Source organism: Amycolatopsis eburnea, from assembly GCF_003937945.1.
Taxonomy (GTDB): domain Bacteria; phylum Actinomycetota; class Actinomycetes; order Mycobacteriales; family Pseudonocardiaceae; genus Amycolatopsis; species Amycolatopsis eburnea.
The window spans coordinates 47909-65877 of sequence record NZ_RSEC01000008.1 but is presented as its reverse complement, the minus strand read 5'-3'; the positions used below and the strand labels follow the sequence as shown (position 1 = coordinate 65877).

General features: G+C 71.6%; 21 protein-coding genes. 11 read left to right on the top strand and 10 right to left on the bottom strand.

The window, feature by feature from the left end; genetic code table 11:
• Positions 1-576: a TetR/AcrR family transcriptional regulator gene (locus tag EIY87_RS01370; protein WP_125305810.1), complete on the top strand. Its 576-nt coding sequence runs from the start codon at positions 1-3 to the stop codon at positions 574-576.
• Here the strand turns inward: EIY87_RS01370 and EIY87_RS01365 are convergent.
• The gene (locus EIY87_RS01365; RefSeq protein WP_125305809.1) at positions 527-1849 is read right to left on the bottom strand and encodes a nucleobase:cation symporter-2 family protein; all 1323 of its coding nucleotides are present in this window, start codon (positions 1847-1849) and stop codon (positions 527-529) included. The genes EIY87_RS01370 and EIY87_RS01365 overlap by 50 nt on opposite strands.
• A 120-nt stretch (positions 1850-1969) precedes the next feature.
• Between EIY87_RS01365 and EIY87_RS01360 the strand changes: the two genes are divergently transcribed.
• From EIY87_RS01360 to EIY87_RS01340, 5 genes are read left to right on the top strand one after another with little or no spacing between them, the layout of a single operon-like run.
• Entirely contained in the window at positions 1970-3109 is a 1140-nt protein-coding gene (locus EIY87_RS01360) for a 5-methyltetrahydropteroyltriglutamate--homocysteine S-methyltransferase (protein ID WP_191983904.1), read from the top strand.
• Positions 3106-3426, top strand: coding sequence for an NIPSNAP family protein (locus EIY87_RS01355; RefSeq protein ID WP_125305808.1), 321 nt, complete (start codon positions 3106-3108; stop codon positions 3424-3426). The genes EIY87_RS01360 and EIY87_RS01355 overlap by 4 nt, the downstream gene beginning before the upstream one ends.
• Positions 3427-3430: 4 nt before the next feature.
• A complete protein-coding gene (locus EIY87_RS01350; RefSeq protein ID WP_125305807.1) occupies positions 3431-4222 on the top strand; it encodes an IclR family transcriptional regulator in 792 nt (263 codons plus the stop codon).
• A 24-nt stretch (positions 4223-4246) separates the two neighbouring features.
• Positions 4247-5476, top strand: coding sequence for an NAD(P)/FAD-dependent oxidoreductase (locus EIY87_RS01345; RefSeq protein WP_125305806.1), 1230 nt, complete (start codon positions 4247-4249; stop codon positions 5474-5476).
• Between the two features lie 32 nt (positions 5477-5508).
• Complete coding sequence (locus tag EIY87_RS01340; RefSeq protein WP_125305805.1) at positions 5509-6246, top strand: Clp protease N-terminal domain-containing protein; 738 nt, start codon at positions 5509-5511, stop codon at positions 6244-6246.
• Positions 6247-6316: 70 nt separating this feature from the next.
• Here EIY87_RS01340 and gndA read toward each other — a convergent pair whose 3' ends face one another.
• Together gndA and EIY87_RS01330 are read right to left on the bottom strand one after the other, a co-directional pair.
• Positions 6317-7756 (bottom strand): NADP-dependent phosphogluconate dehydrogenase, encoded by a 1440-nt coding sequence (gndA, locus tag EIY87_RS01335; RefSeq protein ID WP_125305804.1) that lies wholly within the window; start codon positions 7754-7756, stop codon positions 6317-6319.
• An 84-nt stretch (positions 7757-7840) separates the two neighbouring features.
• Positions 7841-8761: an MBL fold metallo-hydrolase gene (locus EIY87_RS01330; RefSeq protein ID WP_125305803.1), complete on the bottom strand. Its 921-nt coding sequence runs from the start codon at positions 8759-8761 to the stop codon at positions 7841-7843.
• A 236-nt stretch (positions 8762-8997) separates the two neighbouring features.
• Here EIY87_RS01330 and EIY87_RS01325 point away from each other — a divergent pair, with 236 nt between their 5' ends.
• From EIY87_RS01325 to EIY87_RS01310, 4 genes are all read left to right on the top strand, one after another.
• Positions 8998-9861: a helix-turn-helix domain-containing protein gene (locus tag EIY87_RS01325; RefSeq protein ID WP_125305802.1), complete on the top strand. Its 864-nt coding sequence runs from the start codon at positions 8998-9000 to the stop codon at positions 9859-9861.
• 88 nt (positions 9862-9949) lie between these two features.
• Complete coding sequence (locus tag EIY87_RS01320) at positions 9950-10780, top strand: SAM-dependent methyltransferase (RefSeq protein ID WP_125305997.1); 831 nt, start codon at positions 9950-9952, stop codon at positions 10778-10780.
• On the top strand, positions 10777-11625 hold the full coding sequence (locus EIY87_RS01315) for an SAM-dependent methyltransferase (protein WP_125305801.1): 849 nt from the start codon (positions 10777-10779) through the stop codon (positions 11623-11625). The genes EIY87_RS01320 and EIY87_RS01315 overlap by 4 nt, the downstream gene beginning before the upstream one ends.
• Positions 11622-12230, top strand: coding sequence for a class I SAM-dependent methyltransferase (locus tag EIY87_RS01310; protein WP_125305800.1), 609 nt, complete (start codon positions 11622-11624; stop codon positions 12228-12230). The genes EIY87_RS01315 and EIY87_RS01310 overlap by 4 nt, the downstream gene beginning before the upstream one ends.
• A 63-nt stretch (positions 12231-12293) precedes the next feature.
• Here EIY87_RS01310 and EIY87_RS01305 read toward each other — a convergent pair whose 3' ends face one another.
• Together EIY87_RS01305 and EIY87_RS01300 are read right to left on the bottom strand one after the other, a co-directional pair.
• Entirely contained in the window at positions 12294-12548 is a 255-nt protein-coding gene (locus EIY87_RS01305) for a hypothetical protein (protein WP_125305799.1), read from the bottom strand.
• Positions 12549-12551: 3 nt separating this feature from the next.
• A complete protein-coding gene (locus tag EIY87_RS01300; RefSeq protein ID WP_125305798.1) occupies positions 12552-12821 on the bottom strand; it encodes a hypothetical protein in 270 nt (89 codons plus the stop codon).
• A gap of 288 nt (positions 12822-13109) precedes the next feature.
• On the opposite strand from EIY87_RS01300, the gene EIY87_RS01295 reads away from it, so the two are divergent.
• Positions 13110-13364, top strand: coding sequence for a DUF397 domain-containing protein (locus EIY87_RS01295; protein ID WP_125305797.1), 255 nt, complete (start codon positions 13110-13112; stop codon positions 13362-13364).
• Between the two features lie 135 nt (positions 13365-13499).
• Here EIY87_RS01295 and EIY87_RS01290 read toward each other — a convergent pair whose 3' ends face one another.
• The 5 genes from EIY87_RS01290 to EIY87_RS01270 all read right to left on the bottom strand — a co-directional run bounded on the left by EIY87_RS01290 (position 13500) and on the right by EIY87_RS01270 (position 17925).
• Positions 13500-14045, bottom strand: a complete 546-nt coding sequence (locus tag EIY87_RS01290; protein WP_125305796.1) for a hypothetical protein — start codon at positions 14043-14045, stop codon at positions 13500-13502.
• Complete coding sequence (locus EIY87_RS01285) at positions 14038-15180, bottom strand: hypothetical protein (protein WP_125305795.1); 1143 nt, start codon at positions 15178-15180, stop codon at positions 14038-14040. The genes EIY87_RS01290 and EIY87_RS01285 overlap by 8 nt, the downstream gene beginning before the upstream one ends.
• 16 nt (positions 15181-15196) lie before the next feature.
• Positions 15197-15589, bottom strand: coding sequence for a FixH family protein (locus EIY87_RS01280; protein ID WP_125305794.1), 393 nt, complete (start codon positions 15587-15589; stop codon positions 15197-15199).
• Positions 15586-16983 (bottom strand): hypothetical protein, encoded by a 1398-nt coding sequence (locus EIY87_RS01275; RefSeq protein ID WP_191983903.1) that lies wholly within the window; start codon positions 16981-16983, stop codon positions 15586-15588. Before EIY87_RS01275 ends, EIY87_RS01280 begins: the two co-directional genes overlap by 4 nt.
• 96 nt (positions 16984-17079) lie before the next feature.
• Entirely contained in the window at positions 17080-17925 is an 846-nt protein-coding gene (locus EIY87_RS01270; protein ID WP_125305793.1) for an alpha/beta fold hydrolase, read from the bottom strand.
• Positions 17926-17969: the final 44 nt, after the last annotated feature.

The following is a 17969-nucleotide window of genomic DNA, read 5'->3' as shown; positions in this document are numbered from 1 at the left end:
ATGACCCGACCCGGTGGCCGCAGCGCCCGCGTCCGCGACGCGGTGCACGACGCCGTGATCGAACTGCTCGCCGCGGGGGAGATCGACGCGGCCGTCCCGAAGATCGCCGAACGGGCCGGCGTGAACCCGACCAGCGTCTACCGGCGCTGGGGCAGCCGCGACAACCTGCTCCTCGACGCGGCCGTGACGCGCCTGCGCTCGACGTCGCCGATCCCGGACACCGGTGCGCTGCGCGGCGACCTGCTCGGCTGGGCCGAAGGCGTCGAACGCGCGATGCGCGACCCGCGCGGCCAGATCCTGCTCCGCGCGCTCGTCGCGACCCTGGGCCCGGCCGAAAAGCCGCTCGAGTACCTGCAGGCGCGCGGCGAAGACCTCCAGGCGGCACTGGACCGGGCCGCGGCCCGCGGCGAGGAAGTGCCGTCGGTGGACGAAGTCCTCGACTTCGTGCTGGCCCCGCTCTACCTGCGCGTGCTGTTCCGGCGCCCGGTCGAGCCGGGCACCGGCGCCCGGCTCGTCGAGCGGCTGCTCACGGCGCTTCCAGCAGGTCCGGCTCCGAACGCCGGCCGAGGTGGTTGAACAGCAGGTTCAACGCGAACGCCAGCACCGCCGCCACCGTGATCGAACTGCCGCAGATCGTCTGCAGCCACGCGGGGAAGTGCTGGAAGATCTTCGGCGCGAACGCCGGCAGCAGGCCGACGCCGAGGGCGACCGCGACGATGAACGTGTTGTGGTTGCCGGAAAACTCGACCTTGCGGAGGTTCTGCGCACCCACCGCGGCGACCATCGCGAACATCACCACCGCGACCCCGCCGACCACCGGCTGCGGGATCGCCGCGATGAACGCCCCGATCTTCGGCACCAGGCCCATCAGCACCAGGATCCCGCCGGTCACCGCGACCACCCAGCGGCTGCGGACGCCGGTCATCCGCACCAGGCCGACGTTCTGCGCGAACGCCGTGTCGGGGAAGGAGTTCAGCACGCCGCCGAGCACCGCCGAGAAGCCGTCGGTGGCCAGGCCGCGCGCGAGGTCGGAGTCGGTCGGCGGGCGCCCGGTGATCTCGCCGACGGCGATCATGTCCGCGGTCGACTCGGTGAACGTCACCAGCATGACCACGCACATCGACAGCACCGCGGCCACCGGGAACGTCGGCGCCCCGAAGTGGAACGGCGACGCGAGCCCGAACCAGCTCGCCGCGCCCAGGCCGTCCCAGTGCACCAGTCCCATCGGGATCGCGATCACCAGCCCGATCGCCAGCGCCAGCAGCGGCCCGATCTGGTTGGCGAACCCGCGCAGCACCCGCGTGAACAGGATCAGCAGCGCCAGCACGCCGAACGCGAGCAGGATGTTCGACAGCGCCGCGTAGTCGGACGCGGTCGGGTCGTTGCCCGCGATCAGCCCCGCGCCCGGGCCGAGCAGCGAGACGCCGATGACGAGCAGCAGCGTTCCGGTGACCAGCGGCGGGAAGAAGCGGATCAGCTTCGCGAACGGCTTCGCGATGAGCAGCCCGAAGACGCCGGACGCCAGCATCGCGCCGTAGACCGCGGGCAGGCCGTACTGGGACGCGATCAGGATCATCGGGTTGACGACGCTGAACGTCGCGCCCGCCACCACCGGCAGCCGGATGCCGAGCAGCTTCCCGATGCCGACCGCCTGGATCACCGTCGCGATGCCCGCCACGAGCAGGTCGGCGTTGACCAGCAGCCCGATCGTCGCCGGGTCCAGCTTGAGCGCGCTGCCGACGATCAGCGGCACCGCGACCGCGCCGGCGTACATGATCGACATGTGCTGGAGGCCGAGCAGCGCCAGCCGTCCGGCGGGCAGGACCTCGTCTACCGGGTGTTTCGTCATGCACAGCCCCTTTCGCCGGGGAGACAGCCAACGCGCCGGGCGTGACGGTAGCAAGTCGCCGGCGTCATGATCTTGTTTCCGGGGGCGGCGCGAAGGCCCGGAATGTGTGACCATCGGTGCATGACTTCGGGCGGCATTCCCCAGGTGGGCCCGCCGTTTCGCGCCGATCACGTCGGGAGCCTCCTGCGGCCCCCGGTCCTGCGTGACGCGCGGCGGCGGCACGAAACCGGTGAGATCGGCGCGGAGCAGCTCCGCGCGGTCGAGGACGACGCGATCCGCGACGTGATCAAGATGCAGAAGGCGGCCGGGCTGAGCTCGGCCACCGACGGCGAATTCCGGCGTGCCTCGTGGCACATGGACTTCATCTACGCGCTCGGCGGCGTCTCGAAGAGCGACGAGCGGCTGCACGTCAAGTTCCACAACCTGGCCGGGGACCTCGAGTTCAGCCCACCGGGCCTGCAGGTCGACGGGAAGGTGCGGCTCGACGAGCCGATCTTCGCCGCGCACTTCGAGTTCCTCAAGTCCCATGTGGACGCCGGGGTGACGCCGAAGCTGACCATCCCGTCGCCCAGCATGGTCTACTACCGCGGCGGCCGGGCCGCGGTCAGTGAGAGCGTTTACCCGGACCTCGAAGAGTTCTTCGCCGACCTCAGCTCCGCCTACGCCGCGCAGGTTTCCGCGGTGCACGGGCTCGGCTGCCGGTACCTCCAGCTCGACGACACCAGCCTCGCCTACCTCAACGACCCGGCGCAGCGGGAGCTCGTCGCGCGGATGGGCGGCGACCCGGACACCCAGCACCTGCGCAACATCGCGACGATGAACGCGGCGCTGGCCGGCCGGCCGGAAGACCTCACGGTGACGACCCACCTGTGCCGCGGCAACTTCCGGTCCTCGTGGGTCGCGTCCGGCAGCTACGAGTTCGTCGCGGAAGCGCTCTTCGGCGACCTGGCCGTCGACGGGTTCTTCCTCGAGTTCGACGACGAACGCTCGGGCGGCTTCGAACCGCTGCGGTTCGTGCCGAAGGACAAGAAGGTCGTCCTCGGCCTGGTCACGACGAAGCGGCCGGAGCTGGAGGACGCCGACGTCCTCGTGCGGCGGATCGAAGAAGCGTCGCGGTACGTCGACATCGACCAGCTCTGCCTGTCGCCGCAGTGCGGGTTCTCCTCGACCGAGGAGGGCAACGACCTGACCGCGGACGACCAGCTGCGGAAGCTGGAGCTGATCGTGGCCACGGCCGACCGGGTCTGGGGCGGCCGATGATCACGTGCGTCGTCGACTACGTCATCGACCCCGCGAAAATCGCCGACTTCGAACGCTTCGCCGCCGCGTGGATGCGGCTGGTGCAGCGCGAAGGCGGCGTCCACCACGGCTACTTCCTGCCGTCGGAAGGGGCGAGCGACGAAGCACGGGCGCTGTTCAGCTTCGAGAGCCTCGCCGCGTACGAGCGCTACCGGACGCTGTTCGGCGCCGACCCGGACTTCATCGAGGCCGACAAGATCCGCGAGGAAAGCGGCTGCGTGCTCCGGTACCGGCGGACGTTCATGCGCCCGCTGCTGCCGGGCGACGACGAAGACTGATCCGGTGCGGCACAGCGCGCGGCGGCCGCCGTCGGTCGTGGACCGCGTCCTCGACCTGCTCGGTGCCTTCACCGCCGAGCGGCCGAGGCTCACGCTGTCCGAGCTGAGCCGCCGCGCCGGGCTGCCGCTGTCGACCACGCACCGGCTGGCGGGCGAGCTGACCCGGCGCGGGGCGCTCGTCCGCGACGAAGCGGGCGTGTACCGCGTCGGGCTGTGGCTGTGGGAGGTCGCGTCGCTGGCGCCGCACGGCGCGGAGCTGCGGGAAAGCGCGATGCCGTTCCTGGAGGACCTCTACGAGGCCACCCACCAGAACGTGCAGCTCGCCGTGCTCGACGGCGCCGAAGTCGTCTACGTCGAGCGGATCTCCGGCCGCGGCGCGGTCAACGTCCTCACGCGCGTCGGCGGCCGCCTGCCCGCGCACGCCACCGGGGTCGGTCAGGTGCTGCTCGCGCACGCACCCGCCGAGGCGCAGGAAGCGGTCCTGGCCGGGCCGCTCAAGACGTTCACGCCCAAGACGATCGGTTCGGCCGCGCAGCTGCGGCGCGTGCTGGCCGACGTCCGGCGCGACGGCTACGCGATCAGCGACGGCCAGATCGAGCTGATCGCGTTGTCCGTGGCGGCCCCGGTCTACGACGCCACCGACGAAGTGGGGGCGGCGATCTCCATCGTCGTCCCCGCGGAGGGGACCGACCCGCGGACGCTCGTCCCGGCCGTGCGGGCCGCGGCGCGGGGCATCTCGCGGGTGCTCGGGGCCCCGCGCGCGCTGCGGTCGAGCGGCGGCTCCTCGACGGCTTGAGCCTCTTGTGATCGGATGGCGGTCATGGGTGCACAGAACACGGTTCTCGTCGTCGGGTCGGGGCAAAGCGGGTTCCAGGCCGTCGCGTCGCTGCGGGACAAGGGCTTCGACGGCCGGGTCGTGCTCGTCGGGGACGAGCCGGGCGTGCCGTACCAGCGGCCGCCGCTGTCGAAGGCCTACCTGGCCGGCACCGCCGGGCTCGAACAGCTGCACCTGCGCGGCGAGGACTTCTTCGCGGAGAAGGACATCGAACTGGTCGCCGGGCGGGTCGCCGCGATCGACCGCGAGGCGTCGCTGGTGCGGCTCGAAGACGGCCGTGAGCTGGGCTACGACCACCTGGTGCTGGCCACCGGCGCGCGCAACCGCACGCTGCCCGTCCCCGGCGCGGACCTGCCGGGCGTGCTGACCCTGCGCACCCGCGACGACGCCGACCGGCTGCGCGAATCCCTGGCGCACGCCGAAAACGTCGTCGTGGTCGGCGGCGGGTTCATCGGGCTGGAGTTCGCCTCGCACGCCGGCCGCCCGGTGACCGTCGTCGAGGCGCAGGACCGGCTGCTCAACCGGGTCGCGACGCCGGAGATCTCCGCGTACTTCGCCGCGCTGCACCGCGAAGCCGGGCACACGGTGCTGCTCGGCCAGGGCGTCACGGCCCTGCACGGGGACGAGCGGGTGCGCGAGGTCGAGCTGTCCGACGGCACGCGGCTGCCCGCGGACCTGGTCGTCGTCGCCGTCGGCGTCGTGCCGGAGACGACGCTCGCCGCCGAGGCCGGGCTGCCGGTGGACAACGGCGTGGTCGTCGACGAGCACCTGCGGACGTCGGACGAGAAGATCTTCGCCATCGGCGACTGCGCGAACTTCCCGTGCGTGCAGGCGGGCGCGGCGACCCGGCTGGAGTCCGTGCAGAACGCCGTCGACCAGGCCCGCAGCGTGGCCGCGGCGATCACCGGCACCCCTGAGCCGTACGCGAGTCTGCCGTGGTTCTGGACCGACCAGTCGGGCGCGAAGCTGCAGATCGCGGGCATCCTCGCCGGCGCCGACCGCACGGTGGTCGCCGGCGACCGCGACGCGGGCAAGTTCTCGGTGCTGTCCTTCCGCGACGACGTCCTGATCGCGGTGGAGTCGGTGAACCGGCCCGCCGACCACATCGCCGCGCGGCGGCTCTTCACCGCCGATCCGCACCCGCGGTACGCGGACCTCGAGGTGAGCGAGTTCAACCTCAAGGAGCACCTGAAGGCGGCGTCAACTCGCGGTTGACGAGGCGAAATCGTCAACCTACAGTTGACGGCATGGACCTTCCCGCCAACGTCAAACTCGACGACCTCATCAGCGCGATCAAGAGCAACAACGACAAGGACGCCCTCGCCCAGCTGTCCGACGCCGTCTACGTGGGCGAACACCTCGGCGAGGTGGCCGACCACCTGATCGGCCACTTCGTCGACCAGGCCCGGCGCTCCGGGGCGTCGTGGACCGAGATCGGCAAGAGCATGGGCGTCACCAAGCAGGCCGCCCAGAAGCGGTTCGTGCCCAAGGTCGACCCCGGCGGCGACCCCTCCGGCGCGATCGAACGCGTCTACGGCCGCTACACCGACCGGGCGCGGCACGTGATCGTCGAGGCCCAGAAGTCCGCTGTGGACAACGCCAGCCCCGAGATCGACACCGTGCACATCGTGCTGGGCCTGCTCACCGAACCCGCGGCGCTCGCGGCGGGCGCGATCCTCGCCCAGGGCGTCCAGCTCGACGCCGTCCGCGAAGCCGCCGAAGCACGGCTGCCCGAGGGGGTCGATCCGGTGCCGAACCCGGTGCCGTTCTCGGCCGCCGCCAAGAAGACCCTCGAACTCACGATGCGCGAAGGCCTGCGGCTGGGCCACAACTACATCGGCACCGAGCACATGCTGCTGGCGCTGCTGGAACAGCGCGAGGGCGCCGGGTTCGAGGTGCTCGACGGCCTCGGCGTCAAGAAGGACAAGGCCGAAGCGAAGATCCAGGAGGTGCTGGCGGAAATCCTCGCCGCCCGCGGCCAGTGAGACTCCCGGAAAGCCGTGAAGGCCTCCTTGCCGGGCAAAAAAGCCGGTAAGGAGGCCTTCACGGACTTCGTCAGGCGCCGGATTCCGGGCGGCCGTCGGCGGCCCAGGCCGTGTGGAACGAGCCTTCGCGGTCCACGCGGCGGTACGTGTGGGCGCCGAAGAAGTCGCGCTGGCCCTGGACGAGGGCCGCGGGCAGGCGGTCGGCGCGGAGGCCGTCGTAGTACGCCAGCGCCGTCGAGAAGCCCGGCGTCGGGATGCCGAGCTTGACCGCCGTCGAGATCACCGAACGCCACGAGTCCTGCGCGTCCTCGACCGCCTTGCGGAAGCCGCCCGACGTCAGCAGCGTCGGGAGCTGCGGCTCTTCGGCATAGGCCGAGGTGATGTCGTTGAGGAACTTCGCGCGGATGATGCAGCCGCCGCGCCAGATCGAGGCGACCTTGCCGAGGTCGATGTCCCAGCCGTACTCGGTCGCGCCGGCCTGGATCTGGTTGAAGCCCTGCGCGTACGCGACGACCTTCGACGCGTACAGCGCCTGCTCGACGTCGTCGGCGAAGCGGTCCAGCGACGAACCCGACAGCGGAGTCGCCGACGGGCCGCCCAGACCGCGGGCCGCCGCGCGCAGCGGCTTCGAGCCGGACAGCGAACGCGCGAAGACGGCTTCCGCGATGCCGGAGATCGGGACCCCGAGGTCGAGACCGATCTGCACGGTCCAGCGGCCGGTGCCCTTCTGCTCGGCGGCGTCCTCGACGACGTCGACGAACGGCTTGCCCGACGACTTGTCGACGTGCGCGAGCACCTCGGCGGTGATCTCGATCAGGTACGAGTCGAGCCGCCCGGTGTTCCACGTGCGGAAGACGTCGGCGATCTCGGCGGGGGAGTAGCCGCCCGCGTGGCGCAGCAGGTCGAACGACTCCGCGATCAGCTGCATGTCGGCGTACTCGATGCCGTTGTGCACCATCTTGACGAAGTGGCCGGCGCCGTCCGCGCCGATGTGCGTGCAGCACGGCTGGCCGTCGACCTTCGCCGAGATGTCCTCGAACAGCGGGCCGAGCGACTCGTACGACTCCTTGGAACCGCCGGGCATGATGCTCGGGCCGTGCAGCGCGCCCTCCTCGCCGCCGGAGACGCCGCTGCCGACGAAGTGCAGCCCGCGCTCGCGCAGCGCCTTCTCGCGGCGGCGCGTGTCGGCGAAGTGCGCGTTGCCGGCGTCGATGATCACGTCGCCCTCTTCGAGCAGCGGCGCGAACTCCTCGATGACGGCGTCCGTCGGGCCGCCCGCCTTGACCATGATCACGACCTGGCGGGGCCGCTCCAGCGCGTTGACGAACTCCTGCGCGGAGTAGGCCGGGATGAAGTCGCCCTCGTCGCCGAACTGCTCCACCAGCGCGCGGGTCCGCTCCTCGGACCGGTTGTGCAGGGCCACGGTGTGCCCGTGCCGGGCCAGGTTGCGGGCCAGGTTGCGGCCCATGACCGCCAGGCCGGTGACCCCGATGCTCGCCTTCTTGCTCATCCGAATCCTTCCGAAGTCTCTCTCGATTCAGACAGTAGTCCGATCGACGCCTCATGGGAGGTACGGCGCCGCGGCTCACGCAGTTCAGGAGAAGCAGCGGATGGGACCCCGGTTGATCGCCACCATGTCCATCACCGCGGCCGCGAGATCGATCTGAGCACCCCATTCGGCGCCGTCCAGCTCGGCGTACGCCCGGTGCAGGTTGCCCGGCAGCCGCTCCTGCTCGCTCAGCACCGCAAAGTCACCCAGGTCGGTGTCCTTCGCCACTTCGAGCGGGGACAGCCCGGCGGCCTTCCCGCGCTCGGCCGTCTCCTGGACGAACTTCAGGTAGGCGTCCACCGTGTCGACGACGTCGAGCCCGCACGCGGGCCCGTGCCCCGGCAGGATCACCTCCGGCGACAGCTCCCGGATCACGTCCAGCGCCTGGCGCCAGCCGGCCACCGAACCCATCAGCGCGAACGGGCTGCCGCCGTTGAACACCAGGTCGCCGGCGTAGAGCACCCGCCGCTCCGGCAGCCAGACCAGGACGTCGTTGGTGGTGTGGGCGGCGTGGCCCGGGTGGATCAGCTCGAGGGTCGTGTCGCCGGCGTGCACGGTCAGCCGGTCGTCGAACACGACCTCCGGCGGCCGCGAGCGCAGCTCGCCCCAGTCGTTGCCGACGAAGATGCCGTCGAACGTCTGGATGCCCTCGGCGACCAGCAGCTCGCGGGTCTTGCGGTGGCCGATGACCGTCGCGCCTTCGACGAGGTAGTTGCCGTTGGTGTGGTCGCCGTGGTGGTGGGTGTTGACCAGCGTCGTCACCGGGCGGCCGGTGGTGGCCTCGACGGTGTCGAGCAGCGCGCGCGTGCGGCGCTCGGTCGAGCAGGTGTCGATGAGGACGGTGTGGTCGCCGGCGTCGACGAACCCGCAGTTGTTGATGTACCAGGAGCCGTCCGGCTGGACGTAGCCGTGGACGTTGTCAGCCAGGCGGGTGACGGCGGCGGCGGAGGGCGAACGATCGGTCACGGCGCCCACTATGCCGCAGTCCGCTGCCCGCCGGTTGGCGCAAAGGTCACGAATCCGCTGGTCCAGGCGAGTGAACCCCCGAGTGACTGGCATTCCGCGACGTTTCCTGGAACGCTGCGCGATGTCATCATCGAGATCCGCAAGGTGAAGCACTAACCTGGGTGGGTTCGATAGTTCGCGCGCGACGGCGACCGGGAGGCCGCCGTCGCTTGGTAGTGGTCCGGGAGAGCAGGGCGATGGCCAGCACCGTCACCTCGCGCCGGAAGCAGCTCGGGAACGAGCTCCGGCATGCCCGCACCGCGGCGCGGATGACACAGCAGCAGGTCGCCGAGGTCCTCGGCTGCACCCAGGGCAAGGTCAACAAGATCGAGTCCGGTGCCGTCGGGGTGAAGCTCGGGGATGTGCGATCCATGCTGAACGCGTTCGGGATCAACGGTGAAGAAGCCGACACGCTGATGAACCTGGCGCGGGCCGCCGCCGGGCAGCGCGGCCACTGGTCCGGCTACCGCTCGGTGGTGCCGCACTGGTTCCGCACCTTCACCGACCTGGAACCCGCGGCCGCGGAGATCCTCACCTGGCACGGTGAGCGCATCCCCGGTCCGCTGCAGTCCGAGCACTACATGCTCAAGCAGTTCACCGAGGCGGGCGCCACCGACGTGACGTCGCTGGTGCGCAACCGCCTCGACCGCAAGGCCGTGTTCGAACAGCAGCAGCCGCCGTACTACCGGTTCATCATCAGCGAAGGCGCGCTGCGCCGGGCCCCCGGCGGGTTCGCGCCCGCCGTGATGCTCGACCAGGTCGAGCACCTGCTCTCGCTGGAGAAGCACCCGCGGGTGTACGTGCACGTGCTGCCCTTCGGCGCGCGGCTGGCCGCGGTGCCCAACGACTTCACGATCATGCGCTTCCCGGACCGCACCCGGGACTTCGTCTACATCGAGCACTCCGCCGGTGGTCTGTACCTCGACGACGTCAAGGACTTCAACATCTTCGTCGATTCGTGGGACCGGCTGCGCGGCGCCGCGCTGGAGCGGCAGGAGACCCGGCAGTTCCTCAAGGAGCTCGCGGAGGGTTACCGCGCGCAGATGCAGCAGATCCAATAGGGCGAACGGACGCCTCAGCTATCCCGTCCCGTGAACAACTTTCGGTAGAGTCGGTCTGTTGCGCTGGAATCCACTGGAAGTGAACATCGTGGACCCCGACTTCCTCCCCGACGCCGTCGACCTCGACCGGCCGAACGTGGCGAGGATCTACGACTGGGCACTCGGCGGCACCGCGAACTGGGCGATCGACCGGCAGTACGGCGAGCAGGCGGTGCAGGCGTTCCCGCTCGCCAAGACCCTCGCCCGGAGCAACCGCGACTTCCTCGGCCGCGCCGTCCGCTACTGCCTCGCCGAAGGCATCACGCAGTTCCTCGACCTCGGCTCCGGCATCCCGACGGCGGGCAACGTGCACGAGGTGGCCGACGACCACGCCGACGACAGCCGGTGCGTCTACGTCGACAACGAGCCCGTCGCCGTGGCGCACGGGCGGATCCTGCTGGAGGAGACCGGCGACCCCGACCGCCACGCCGTGCTGTACGCCGACCTGCGCGACGCCGAAGAGGTGTGGGAAGCCGCGCTGGCCACCGGTGTGCTCGACCCGGACCGGCCGATGTGCCTGCTGAGCGTGGCCGTGCTGCACTTCCTGCCGGACGTCACCGGCGTCCGCGAAGCCATCCGCGACTACCGGACGCTGCTGGCCCCCGGGTCGGCGTACGTGCTCTCGCACGCGACCGAGTCCGGCGTCGTGGGGGAGGAGCTGGCGCAGATCCGGCGGCTGGTGAAGCTGTCCGAGCGGTCGAGCTCGCCCGCGGTTTCCCGGTCGCTCGACGAGATCGCGGCGTTCTTCGGTAACTTCGACGTCGTCGAGCCCGGGATCGTGCCTGTGGGAGAGTGGCGCCCCGAGCCCGGCGCCGCCACGGTCCCCCTCGCGAGCGTGGTCGGCGGTGTCGGCCGCAAGCGTGAAGGACGGTTCGCATGACGACGCAGGATCCCGAGGCCCCCGAAGGCGTCGACCTCGAGCGGCCGAACGCGGCCCGCATCTACGACTGGTTCCTCGGCGGCACCGCCAACTGGGCCATCGACCGGCAGTTCGGCGAGCAGGCCGTCAAGACGTTCCCGATGATCAAGACCGTCGCCCGCGCCGGCCGCGACTTCCTCGGCCGCGGCGTCCGGTACCTGGCGCGCAACGGCATCGACCAGTTCCTCGACCTCGGCTCCGGCGTCCCGACGGTCGGCAACGTCCACGAGGTCGCGGCGGCGGTCAACCCGGACGCGCGCTGCGTGTACGTCGACAACGAGCCGGTCGCGGTCGCCCACTCGCAGGTGCTGCTGGAGAAGGAAGGCGTCGCGGACCGGCACGCGGTGCTGCAGGGCGACCTGCGCGACCCGGCCGACATCTGGAAGCGCGCGCTCGACACCGGCGTCCTCGACCCGAACCGCCCGATCGGCCTGATCATCGTGGGCGTCCTGTACTTCCTCGGCGAGGACGAGCCGGTGGCCCAGACCATCCGGAAGTACCTGTCGCTGCTGCCGTCCGGCTCGTACTTCCTGTCCTCGCACCTGACGAGCGAGGGGCTCGGGGACATGGCCGACTCCGAAAGCCGCGAGTCGATCATGAAGCAGTACAACCGGTCGAGCACGCCGCTGCACCTGCGGTCGCGCGCGGAGTTCACGTCGTTCTTCGACGGCCTCGAGCTGGTCGAGCCGGGCATCGTCTACCTGCCGGAGTGGCACCCGGAGGAGATGGAGTCCAAGGCCACCAAGAAGCTCGCGAACGACCCGTCGTTCGTCGGCCACCTCTGCGGTCTCGGCCGCAAGCCGTGACGGTCACGCCCTACGACGCCGTCGCCGTCCAGTACGCGGAGTTCGTCGGCCCGGTCTGGGACGGCGACCCGCTGGACCGGGCGGCGTGGACGGCGTTCGCCGACTACGCGCGCGGCCGCGGCCCGGTCGCCGACCTGGGCTGCGGGCCGGGCCACCTCACGGCGCACCTGCGCTCGCTGGGGCTCGACGCGTCCGGCGTCGACCTGTCCCCGGCGATGGTCGAGCTGGCGCGCGCCGCGCACCCGGACCTGCGCTTCGCCGTCGGATCGATGGCCGCGCTGGACATCGCCGACGGCTCGCTCGCCGGGATCCTCTCGTGGTACTCGGTGATCCACACGCCACCGGCGGAGCTGCCGGGCTACTTCGCCGAGTTCGCCCGGACGCTGGCGCCGGGCGGGGTCCTGCTGCTCGGCTGCTTCGAGGCCGACGGCGACGTGGTGACGACGTTCGACCACAAGGTCACGCTCGCCTACCGGTGGCCCGTGGCCGAGCTGGCCCGGCTGGGTGCCGCGGCGGGCCTGGCCGAGGTGGGACGGATGCACCGCGAGCACACCGGGGACGAGCGCCCCTTCCGCCAGGGCCGGTTGCTGCTGCGGAAACCGTAGCCCGCACGCGCGAGAGCCCCGGTCCCATCGAGGAACCGGGGCTCTTTCGTGGTGGTGCGGCAGTCAGGCGCGGGAGCCGATGCGGCCGCGCAGCAGCGGCGTCAGGTCGATCGACGTCTCCAGCGGCCGCGTGGTGCGGACGCCGTCGGAGTAGCGCCGCAGCGGGAGGTCCTGGTCGGTCGCCCACGTCGTGGTCTTGCGCAGCGGTGCTTGGATCAGGCTGAAGCCGAAGCGGTTGCGCAGCTCGTCGCCGATCCCGCGGCGGCCACGGTGCTCTTCGTCTTCGCGGCGGAAGAGCGAGTTCATTCGGACGGCCATCGTCTACACCCCCAGCTCTCGTCGCGGTGCCCGGGCGGGCTCGCCGCCGGTCAGTCCGAGACAGGGTTCACACGGCATGCCGGCCCCGGGGGCCAGCCATTCGACGTCTTGCCGGGGAAGCGCTTCCCCGCACCTGGTCCGGATCAGCTCGGTGCCGGCCGCGGCGGCGTCCAGGCCGAAGACGTGGACCACCCGGCGGGCTTCGCCGGCGGTGCCCTTGGCGAGCCTGCCCACGACGGTCACGCCCGGTGGCGCGCTGTCCTCGACGATCACGCTGATCCTCCCCCATGAGGTTCCTGCGGTGGCTGGTGTTCCTCGGTTTCGGCCGCTTCGGCGTCGCTCGGGGACCGCCCGCCGCGCGCAGGCAGTCGTTCACCGACGCCGACGCCCCGGCCGATGCGATTAATCCTACTCCTGGAATAATCTTCATGTCGAGGCCGAAGCTAGTTGATCACCCGCTTGGCCCTGTGGCCTAGGCCATTGAGACACTGAGTAGCCGGGAACGGGCGCTTTGGCCCAGGTCGCGGCCGCGCCCCCCATCGATCCTCGGAGGTACGACCCATGGCGGATTATCCGTCGTTCGCGGATTACGATCCGAACACGGCCGTGTCCCTGTTCGAAGAGGCCGCGTGGGAGAAGTCCTTCGCGAGCGAGCCCAACGGTGGCAGCTGCGTCGAGGTCAACCTGGGCCGCGAGGGCCTGATCGGCGTCCGGGACACCAAGCTCCCGGCCAGCCCCGTTTTCGTCTTCGACACCGCCGAGTGGGAAGCGTTCCTGGTCGCCGTCAAGGCCGGGCAGTTCGACCTGCCCGCCTGATCCCTCCCCTGCCCGGGTGATCATGATCACCCGCCTGAGTGCTCGAATGGCGAAGGCCCCCTTCCCCGTCCTCTGCGGTGAAGGAGGCCTTCGCGGCGGTCCGGATACGCGTGGCCGCGGAATGTGGGCGAAATCTCACCCGGTTGCCGGAAGCTCCCCGCCCCGCAACCGGCTCCGGGTCCGCCGCCAGGCCACGACGACCAGCACCACCAGCCCGATCAGCGGCAGCGTGCTGATCGCCCAGCTCAGCCCCATCGGCGGGCCCGGCTGTTCCAGCACCGGCAGCGCGCGCAGCTCGCCGGTGCCGGACCCGGCGGGACCGTTGACGGTGAAGCGGAACGTCCACGCGCCCGGGCGCGGCATCGACCGGACGTCCAGGCCCCAGACCTCGAGCTTGCGCGGGTGCCGGACCAGCGGCTGCTTCCGGTTCTGGCCGCCCTCCGGGTTGATCATCATGAGCGTGCCGGACTTCCCCTCGATCCCGCCGTCGGGGATGAACGTGAAGTCCAGCGACTGCATGGCCTTCAGCGGCCAGGTGCTGAACCCGACGGTCAGCCCGTACGGCCCGGCCTGCACCCGCTCGGTGTGCACGATGTCGACCGGCTCGTAGGCGTTCGCCGGTGCCGCGGTCGCGAACAGCAGCCCGGTGACGGCTGCCAAGGCCAGGAGTGCCTTACGCATCAGCGGTTTCCCCCTTCTTCGCGGGCGCCAGCAGGCACAGCATCCCGCCGAACCGCCACCCGGCGAACCCGCCGAGCAGCCCGAACAGACCGGCCAGGACGGCCGTCGTCGTCAGGTACCAGGCCGGCGGCACGTGCGCGCCGGTGTAGAGCAGGGCCCGCTGCAGCGGCAGGCTCAGCCCGAGCAGCAGCCCGGCGATCCCGCCGACGACCACCGAAACGCGGCCGGCGCGCCACCCCCGGCGCCGTGCGGCCAGGTAGCCCAGCTCCATCAGCGCGGCCACCGGCAGCAGGGCCATCGGCGTCAGCGACGGCATCTCCGGCACCCCGGAGATCGCGTCGCGCATCGGCAGCCCGACCATTTCGGCGTACGCCCGCGCCGCCCACGGCGAGAACCACCAGAAGACCGCCTGCACGGCCGCGACCATCGCCGCGGTGCCCACCGCCCCGCCGGGACGGCGGAAGAAGCCCGCGCCGACCGCGACCAGCAGCACCGCCATCATCGACTGGCCGATCGACACGGCGTCGGCGTAGTCGTCCGGCACCTGCTGCAGCCCGAGCGCCAGCACCGGCGCGAACGTCAGCAGCACGGTCAGCGACCCCAGCGTGCCGAGCCGGCCCCAGCGGTGCTCCCGCGCCGCGGCGAACACCGCCGTCGTGCCGATCAGCGACACCGAGATCGACAGCAGCAGCCCGATGTGCGGCGGCGAGTCGATGACCGCGTCGAAGCCGTAGAGCCCGTGCCACCACTGGTCCCACAGGCCGTACAGCAGGAACGTGGCCGCGCCGACCCCCGAGACGAGGTAGCCGAGCGGCGCGGCGAACGTCCGGCCGAACACGTTGACCACGCGCCCGCCGATCCGTGGGTCGACCGGGCGGCCCGCGCGGCGCGCCGCCGTCGTCAGCAGCACGACGGCGAGACTCGCCAAGCCGACGACCGCGCTGCCCGCGTACAGGAACAGGTGCGGCAGCGTGAAGAACGTGTCCGGCCCGACGTCGCTGTGCCACTGGATGTCCCAGGTCAGCCCGACCAGCGACAGCAGTGACCCGCCGAGCACGACGTTGGCGGGCAGCAGCCCCGTCCGCGCCGGTTTCGCGACCGACGCCACGCGGGCGCCGGATGCGGTGAGATCCATTTCCCCCGACCCTCCTTTAGTTGACGAGCAACGGAAAGACGACTTGGGCGGCCCCGCCCGGGCCCCGCAGCGAGACGGTGATCTCCCACTGCCCGGCCATCGGCAGCCCGACGTCCGCGGCGCGGAAGCGGCCGGGCCCGTCCGGCCCGGCGGGCACCGGCGGGAGCGCGTGCCCCATCTGCGCCATCACCGGCGCGATCGTGACGGCGTCGGGCGCCGGCCCGGTCACCGCGACGGCGAACGTGTTGCCGCCGATGCGCGGCCGGTCCGCGGAGAACTGGACGGTGTAGGGCCCCGAAACCGCTTGCTGCGTGGTGGGTTTCGCGCCGCCGCTCGGCCAGAGCAGCCACGTGAGCAGGGCCGCGGCGACGAGGGCGACGGCGGCGATCAGCGTGGTCGGGCGTTTCACCGGCCGGCTCCTGTCGTCGGGACGTCCACCACGGCCGGGACGGTCAGCACGCGGTAGCCGCGCTCGGCCTGCAGCCAGATCCGGTACCGGCCGGGCTCGGCGAAGGTGTAGGTGAAGCTGACGTCCGGGCCGTACGCGGCGACGGTCTCGTCGGGGCGGTCGAGCCTGCCCGCGACCGGCGGGATCATCGCGTGGACGTGCGCCCACGTCGGTGCCTTCGCGGCGCCTTCCCCGGCGGGGCCGGTGAACGGCCCGGTGATGATCAGGTGGCCGAGCATGCCCAGCCACGGCTGGAGGTCCTGGCTCTCGAAGTGCGCGGTGATCGTGGTCGGCGTGCCGGGTGTGACGGTGAGGTCGACCGGCGTGCCGTCGATCGTGCGCGGCCCGGGACCCGGCGGTTCGGGCGCGGGCGCGGCGGTGCCCTGCAGGTCCACAGTGGACCGGACGAGCTGGACGCCGCCGCCGCGCCGGGCGAGTTCCGCCCCGACGGCGTACGTGCCCGCTTCCGGATCGGCGACGCGGACGCGGTAGTCGCCGGGGCCGACGCGCACCGGGTGCAGGTGGCTCATGCGCCCGGACGGCGAGATGAGCACCAGGTGCACGAGCGCGTTGTCGTGCACCAGCAGGTCGTCGACCGGACGGCCGGTGGCGCCGTCGGTGAGCCGTAGCTTCAGATCTTCGCGCAGGGCTGCCACGGCGAGGTTCACCGGCGGCCGTGAGTAGTCCACTGTGGACGACAGCGCGTTGGCGTACGGGTCGGTGACGTTGTCGAACGTCGGGTCCAGCACGCTGCCGGGCGCGGGTGGCGGGGGAGTGCCCGCCGACAGCAGCGCGCCGGTGACGGCCACGGCGAGCGCGGCGACCACGCCGCCCGCCGGGACGAGCGCGTAGGCCGTGCGTTTCGCGCGAATGCCGACGATCAGGGCGAGCAGCAGGAACGCCCCCGCGGCGACGAACCCGCCGTAGGTCGCCTTCTCCCACGGCGGCACCACGCGGGCCGGCACGAGGAACGGGATGGTGGCGGCCGGGCCGGTGCCGTCGCTCAGCGACAGCTCCCACGGCCCCGGCTTGCCGACCTGGAGGGTTCCCGCGTACACCCCGGGTTCGGGCCCGAGGACGACGTCCGTGCGCGCGGTGGTGGTCCCGTCGGCCGCGACGGCGAGGTGCAGCGTGCCGGGCGCGGTGCCCTGGTGCGTCACGACGTCGACCCGCAGCGGCGACGGCGTCGTGTCGACCCGGCGGATGATCACGGTGAGTTCGCGCGCGCCGAGCGTCTGCGCGACCTGGACGTCGGTGCCGCTCGGCGCGCCGTCGGCGTGCGCGGTCCCGCCGCCGGCCGCGATCCCCAGCACGGCCAGCAGCATCAGCAGTGCCGCTTTCGATTTGCTCCCCATCGTGGTGCCGAACCTAGCCAGTGCGGCCGGTGGCGGGCGTCACGGCGGCGAGGGAATCCCGGTCCCCAGTGCGGGGGACCGGCACCCCCGGTGGTCTCAGGGGCGCAGGAATTCCCGCAGGTGGGCCACCACTTCGCCGGGTTGCTCCTCGGGGAGGAAGTGGCCGCAGTCGGCGAGCGCGGTGCCGGTGGCGCCCGGGGCGTACTCCCGCCAGATGTCGAGGGTGGGGAGGCTGCCGAGCAGGCCGTTCGCGCCCCACAGCGCGAGAAGTGGCTGGGTGACGCGCTTCCCGGCCGCGAAGTCGGCGTCGTCGAGCTCGGCGTCGTCCGGGAAGGAGGCGCGGTAGTCGTCGAAGCCGGCCCGGAGCGCGCCGGGCTGGGAGAAGGCGCGGACGTACTCGGCCTGCGCGTCGGCGTCGAGCGCGTGGCGCTGGTGGGTCCAGCGTTCGAAGAAGTAGCCGAGGTACCCGGCGATGTTCTGGCCGGCGAGCAGCTCGGGCAGGTCGGGCTGGAGGTGGAAGAGCCAGTGCCAGTAGGCCTTCGCGACGCCGGTGTCGAGGCGCTGCCACATCGCGCGGGTCGGGGCGATGTCCAGGACGGCGATCCGCTCGACCTGGTCCGGGCGGTCCAGCGCCCAGCGGTGGGCGACGCGGCCGCCGCGGTCGTGCCCGGCGACGGCGACCCGGTCGAAGCCGAGGTGCGTCGCGAGCGCGGCGACGTCGGCGGCCATGGTGCGCTTGTCGAAGCCGGTCCGCGGCTTGTCGGTGCGGCCGTAGCCGCGGAGGTCGGGCGCGATGACGGTGTGCGTCTCGGCGAGCGGCTCGATGACTTTCCGCCAGCAGTACGACGTCTGCGGCCAGCCGTGGAGGAGGAACAGCGGCGGGCCGTCGCCGGCGCGGAGGTAGTGCGTCTTGAGGCCGTTGACGGTTTCTAACCGGTTCATGGGGTTAGACGGTAGCGCGGCTTCTAACTGTCTTCAAGGGTTAG

Coding starts and splice junctions, on each gene's coding strand:
- EIY87_RS01370 (WP_125305810.1), top strand. CDS start 1: ATGACCCGACCCGGTGGCCGCAGCGCCCGCGTCCGCGACGCGGTGCAC.
- EIY87_RS01365 (WP_125305809.1), bottom strand. CDS start 1,849: ATGACGAAACACCCGGTAGACGAGGTCCTGCCCGCCGGACGGCTGGCG.
- EIY87_RS01360 (WP_191983904.1), top strand. CDS start 1,970: ATGACTTCGGGCGGCATTCCCCAGGTGGGCCCGCCGTTTCGCGCCGAT.
- EIY87_RS01355 (WP_125305808.1), top strand. CDS start 3,106: ATGATCACGTGCGTCGTCGACTACGTCATCGACCCCGCGAAAATCGCC.
- EIY87_RS01345 (WP_125305806.1), top strand. CDS start 4,247: ATGGGTGCACAGAACACGGTTCTCGTCGTCGGGTCGGGGCAAAGCGGG.
- EIY87_RS01340 (WP_125305805.1), top strand. CDS start 5,509: ATGGACCTTCCCGCCAACGTCAAACTCGACGACCTCATCAGCGCGATC.
- gndA (WP_125305804.1), bottom strand. CDS start 7,756: ATGAGCAAGAAGGCGAGCATCGGGGTCACCGGCCTGGCGGTCATGGGC.
- EIY87_RS01325 (WP_125305802.1), top strand. CDS start 8,998: ATGGCCAGCACCGTCACCTCGCGCCGGAAGCAGCTCGGGAACGAGCTC.
- EIY87_RS01315 (WP_125305801.1), top strand. CDS start 10,777: ATGACGACGCAGGATCCCGAGGCCCCCGAAGGCGTCGACCTCGAGCGG.
- EIY87_RS01305 (WP_125305799.1), bottom strand. CDS start 12,548: ATGGCCGTCCGAATGAACTCGCTCTTCCGCCGCGAAGACGAAGAGCAC.
- EIY87_RS01295 (WP_125305797.1), top strand. CDS start 13,110: ATGGCGGATTATCCGTCGTTCGCGGATTACGATCCGAACACGGCCGTG.
- EIY87_RS01290 (WP_125305796.1), bottom strand. CDS start 14,045: ATGCGTAAGGCACTCCTGGCCTTGGCAGCCGTCACCGGGCTGCTGTTC.
- EIY87_RS01285 (WP_125305795.1), bottom strand. CDS start 15,180: ATGGATCTCACCGCATCCGGCGCCCGCGTGGCGTCGGTCGCGAAACCG.
- EIY87_RS01275 (WP_191983903.1), bottom strand. CDS start 16,983: ATGGGGAGCAAATCGAAAGCGGCACTGCTGATGCTGCTGGCCGTGCTG.
- EIY87_RS01270 (WP_125305793.1), bottom strand. CDS start 17,925: ATGAACCGGTTAGAAACCGTCAACGGCCTCAAGACGCACTACCTCCGC.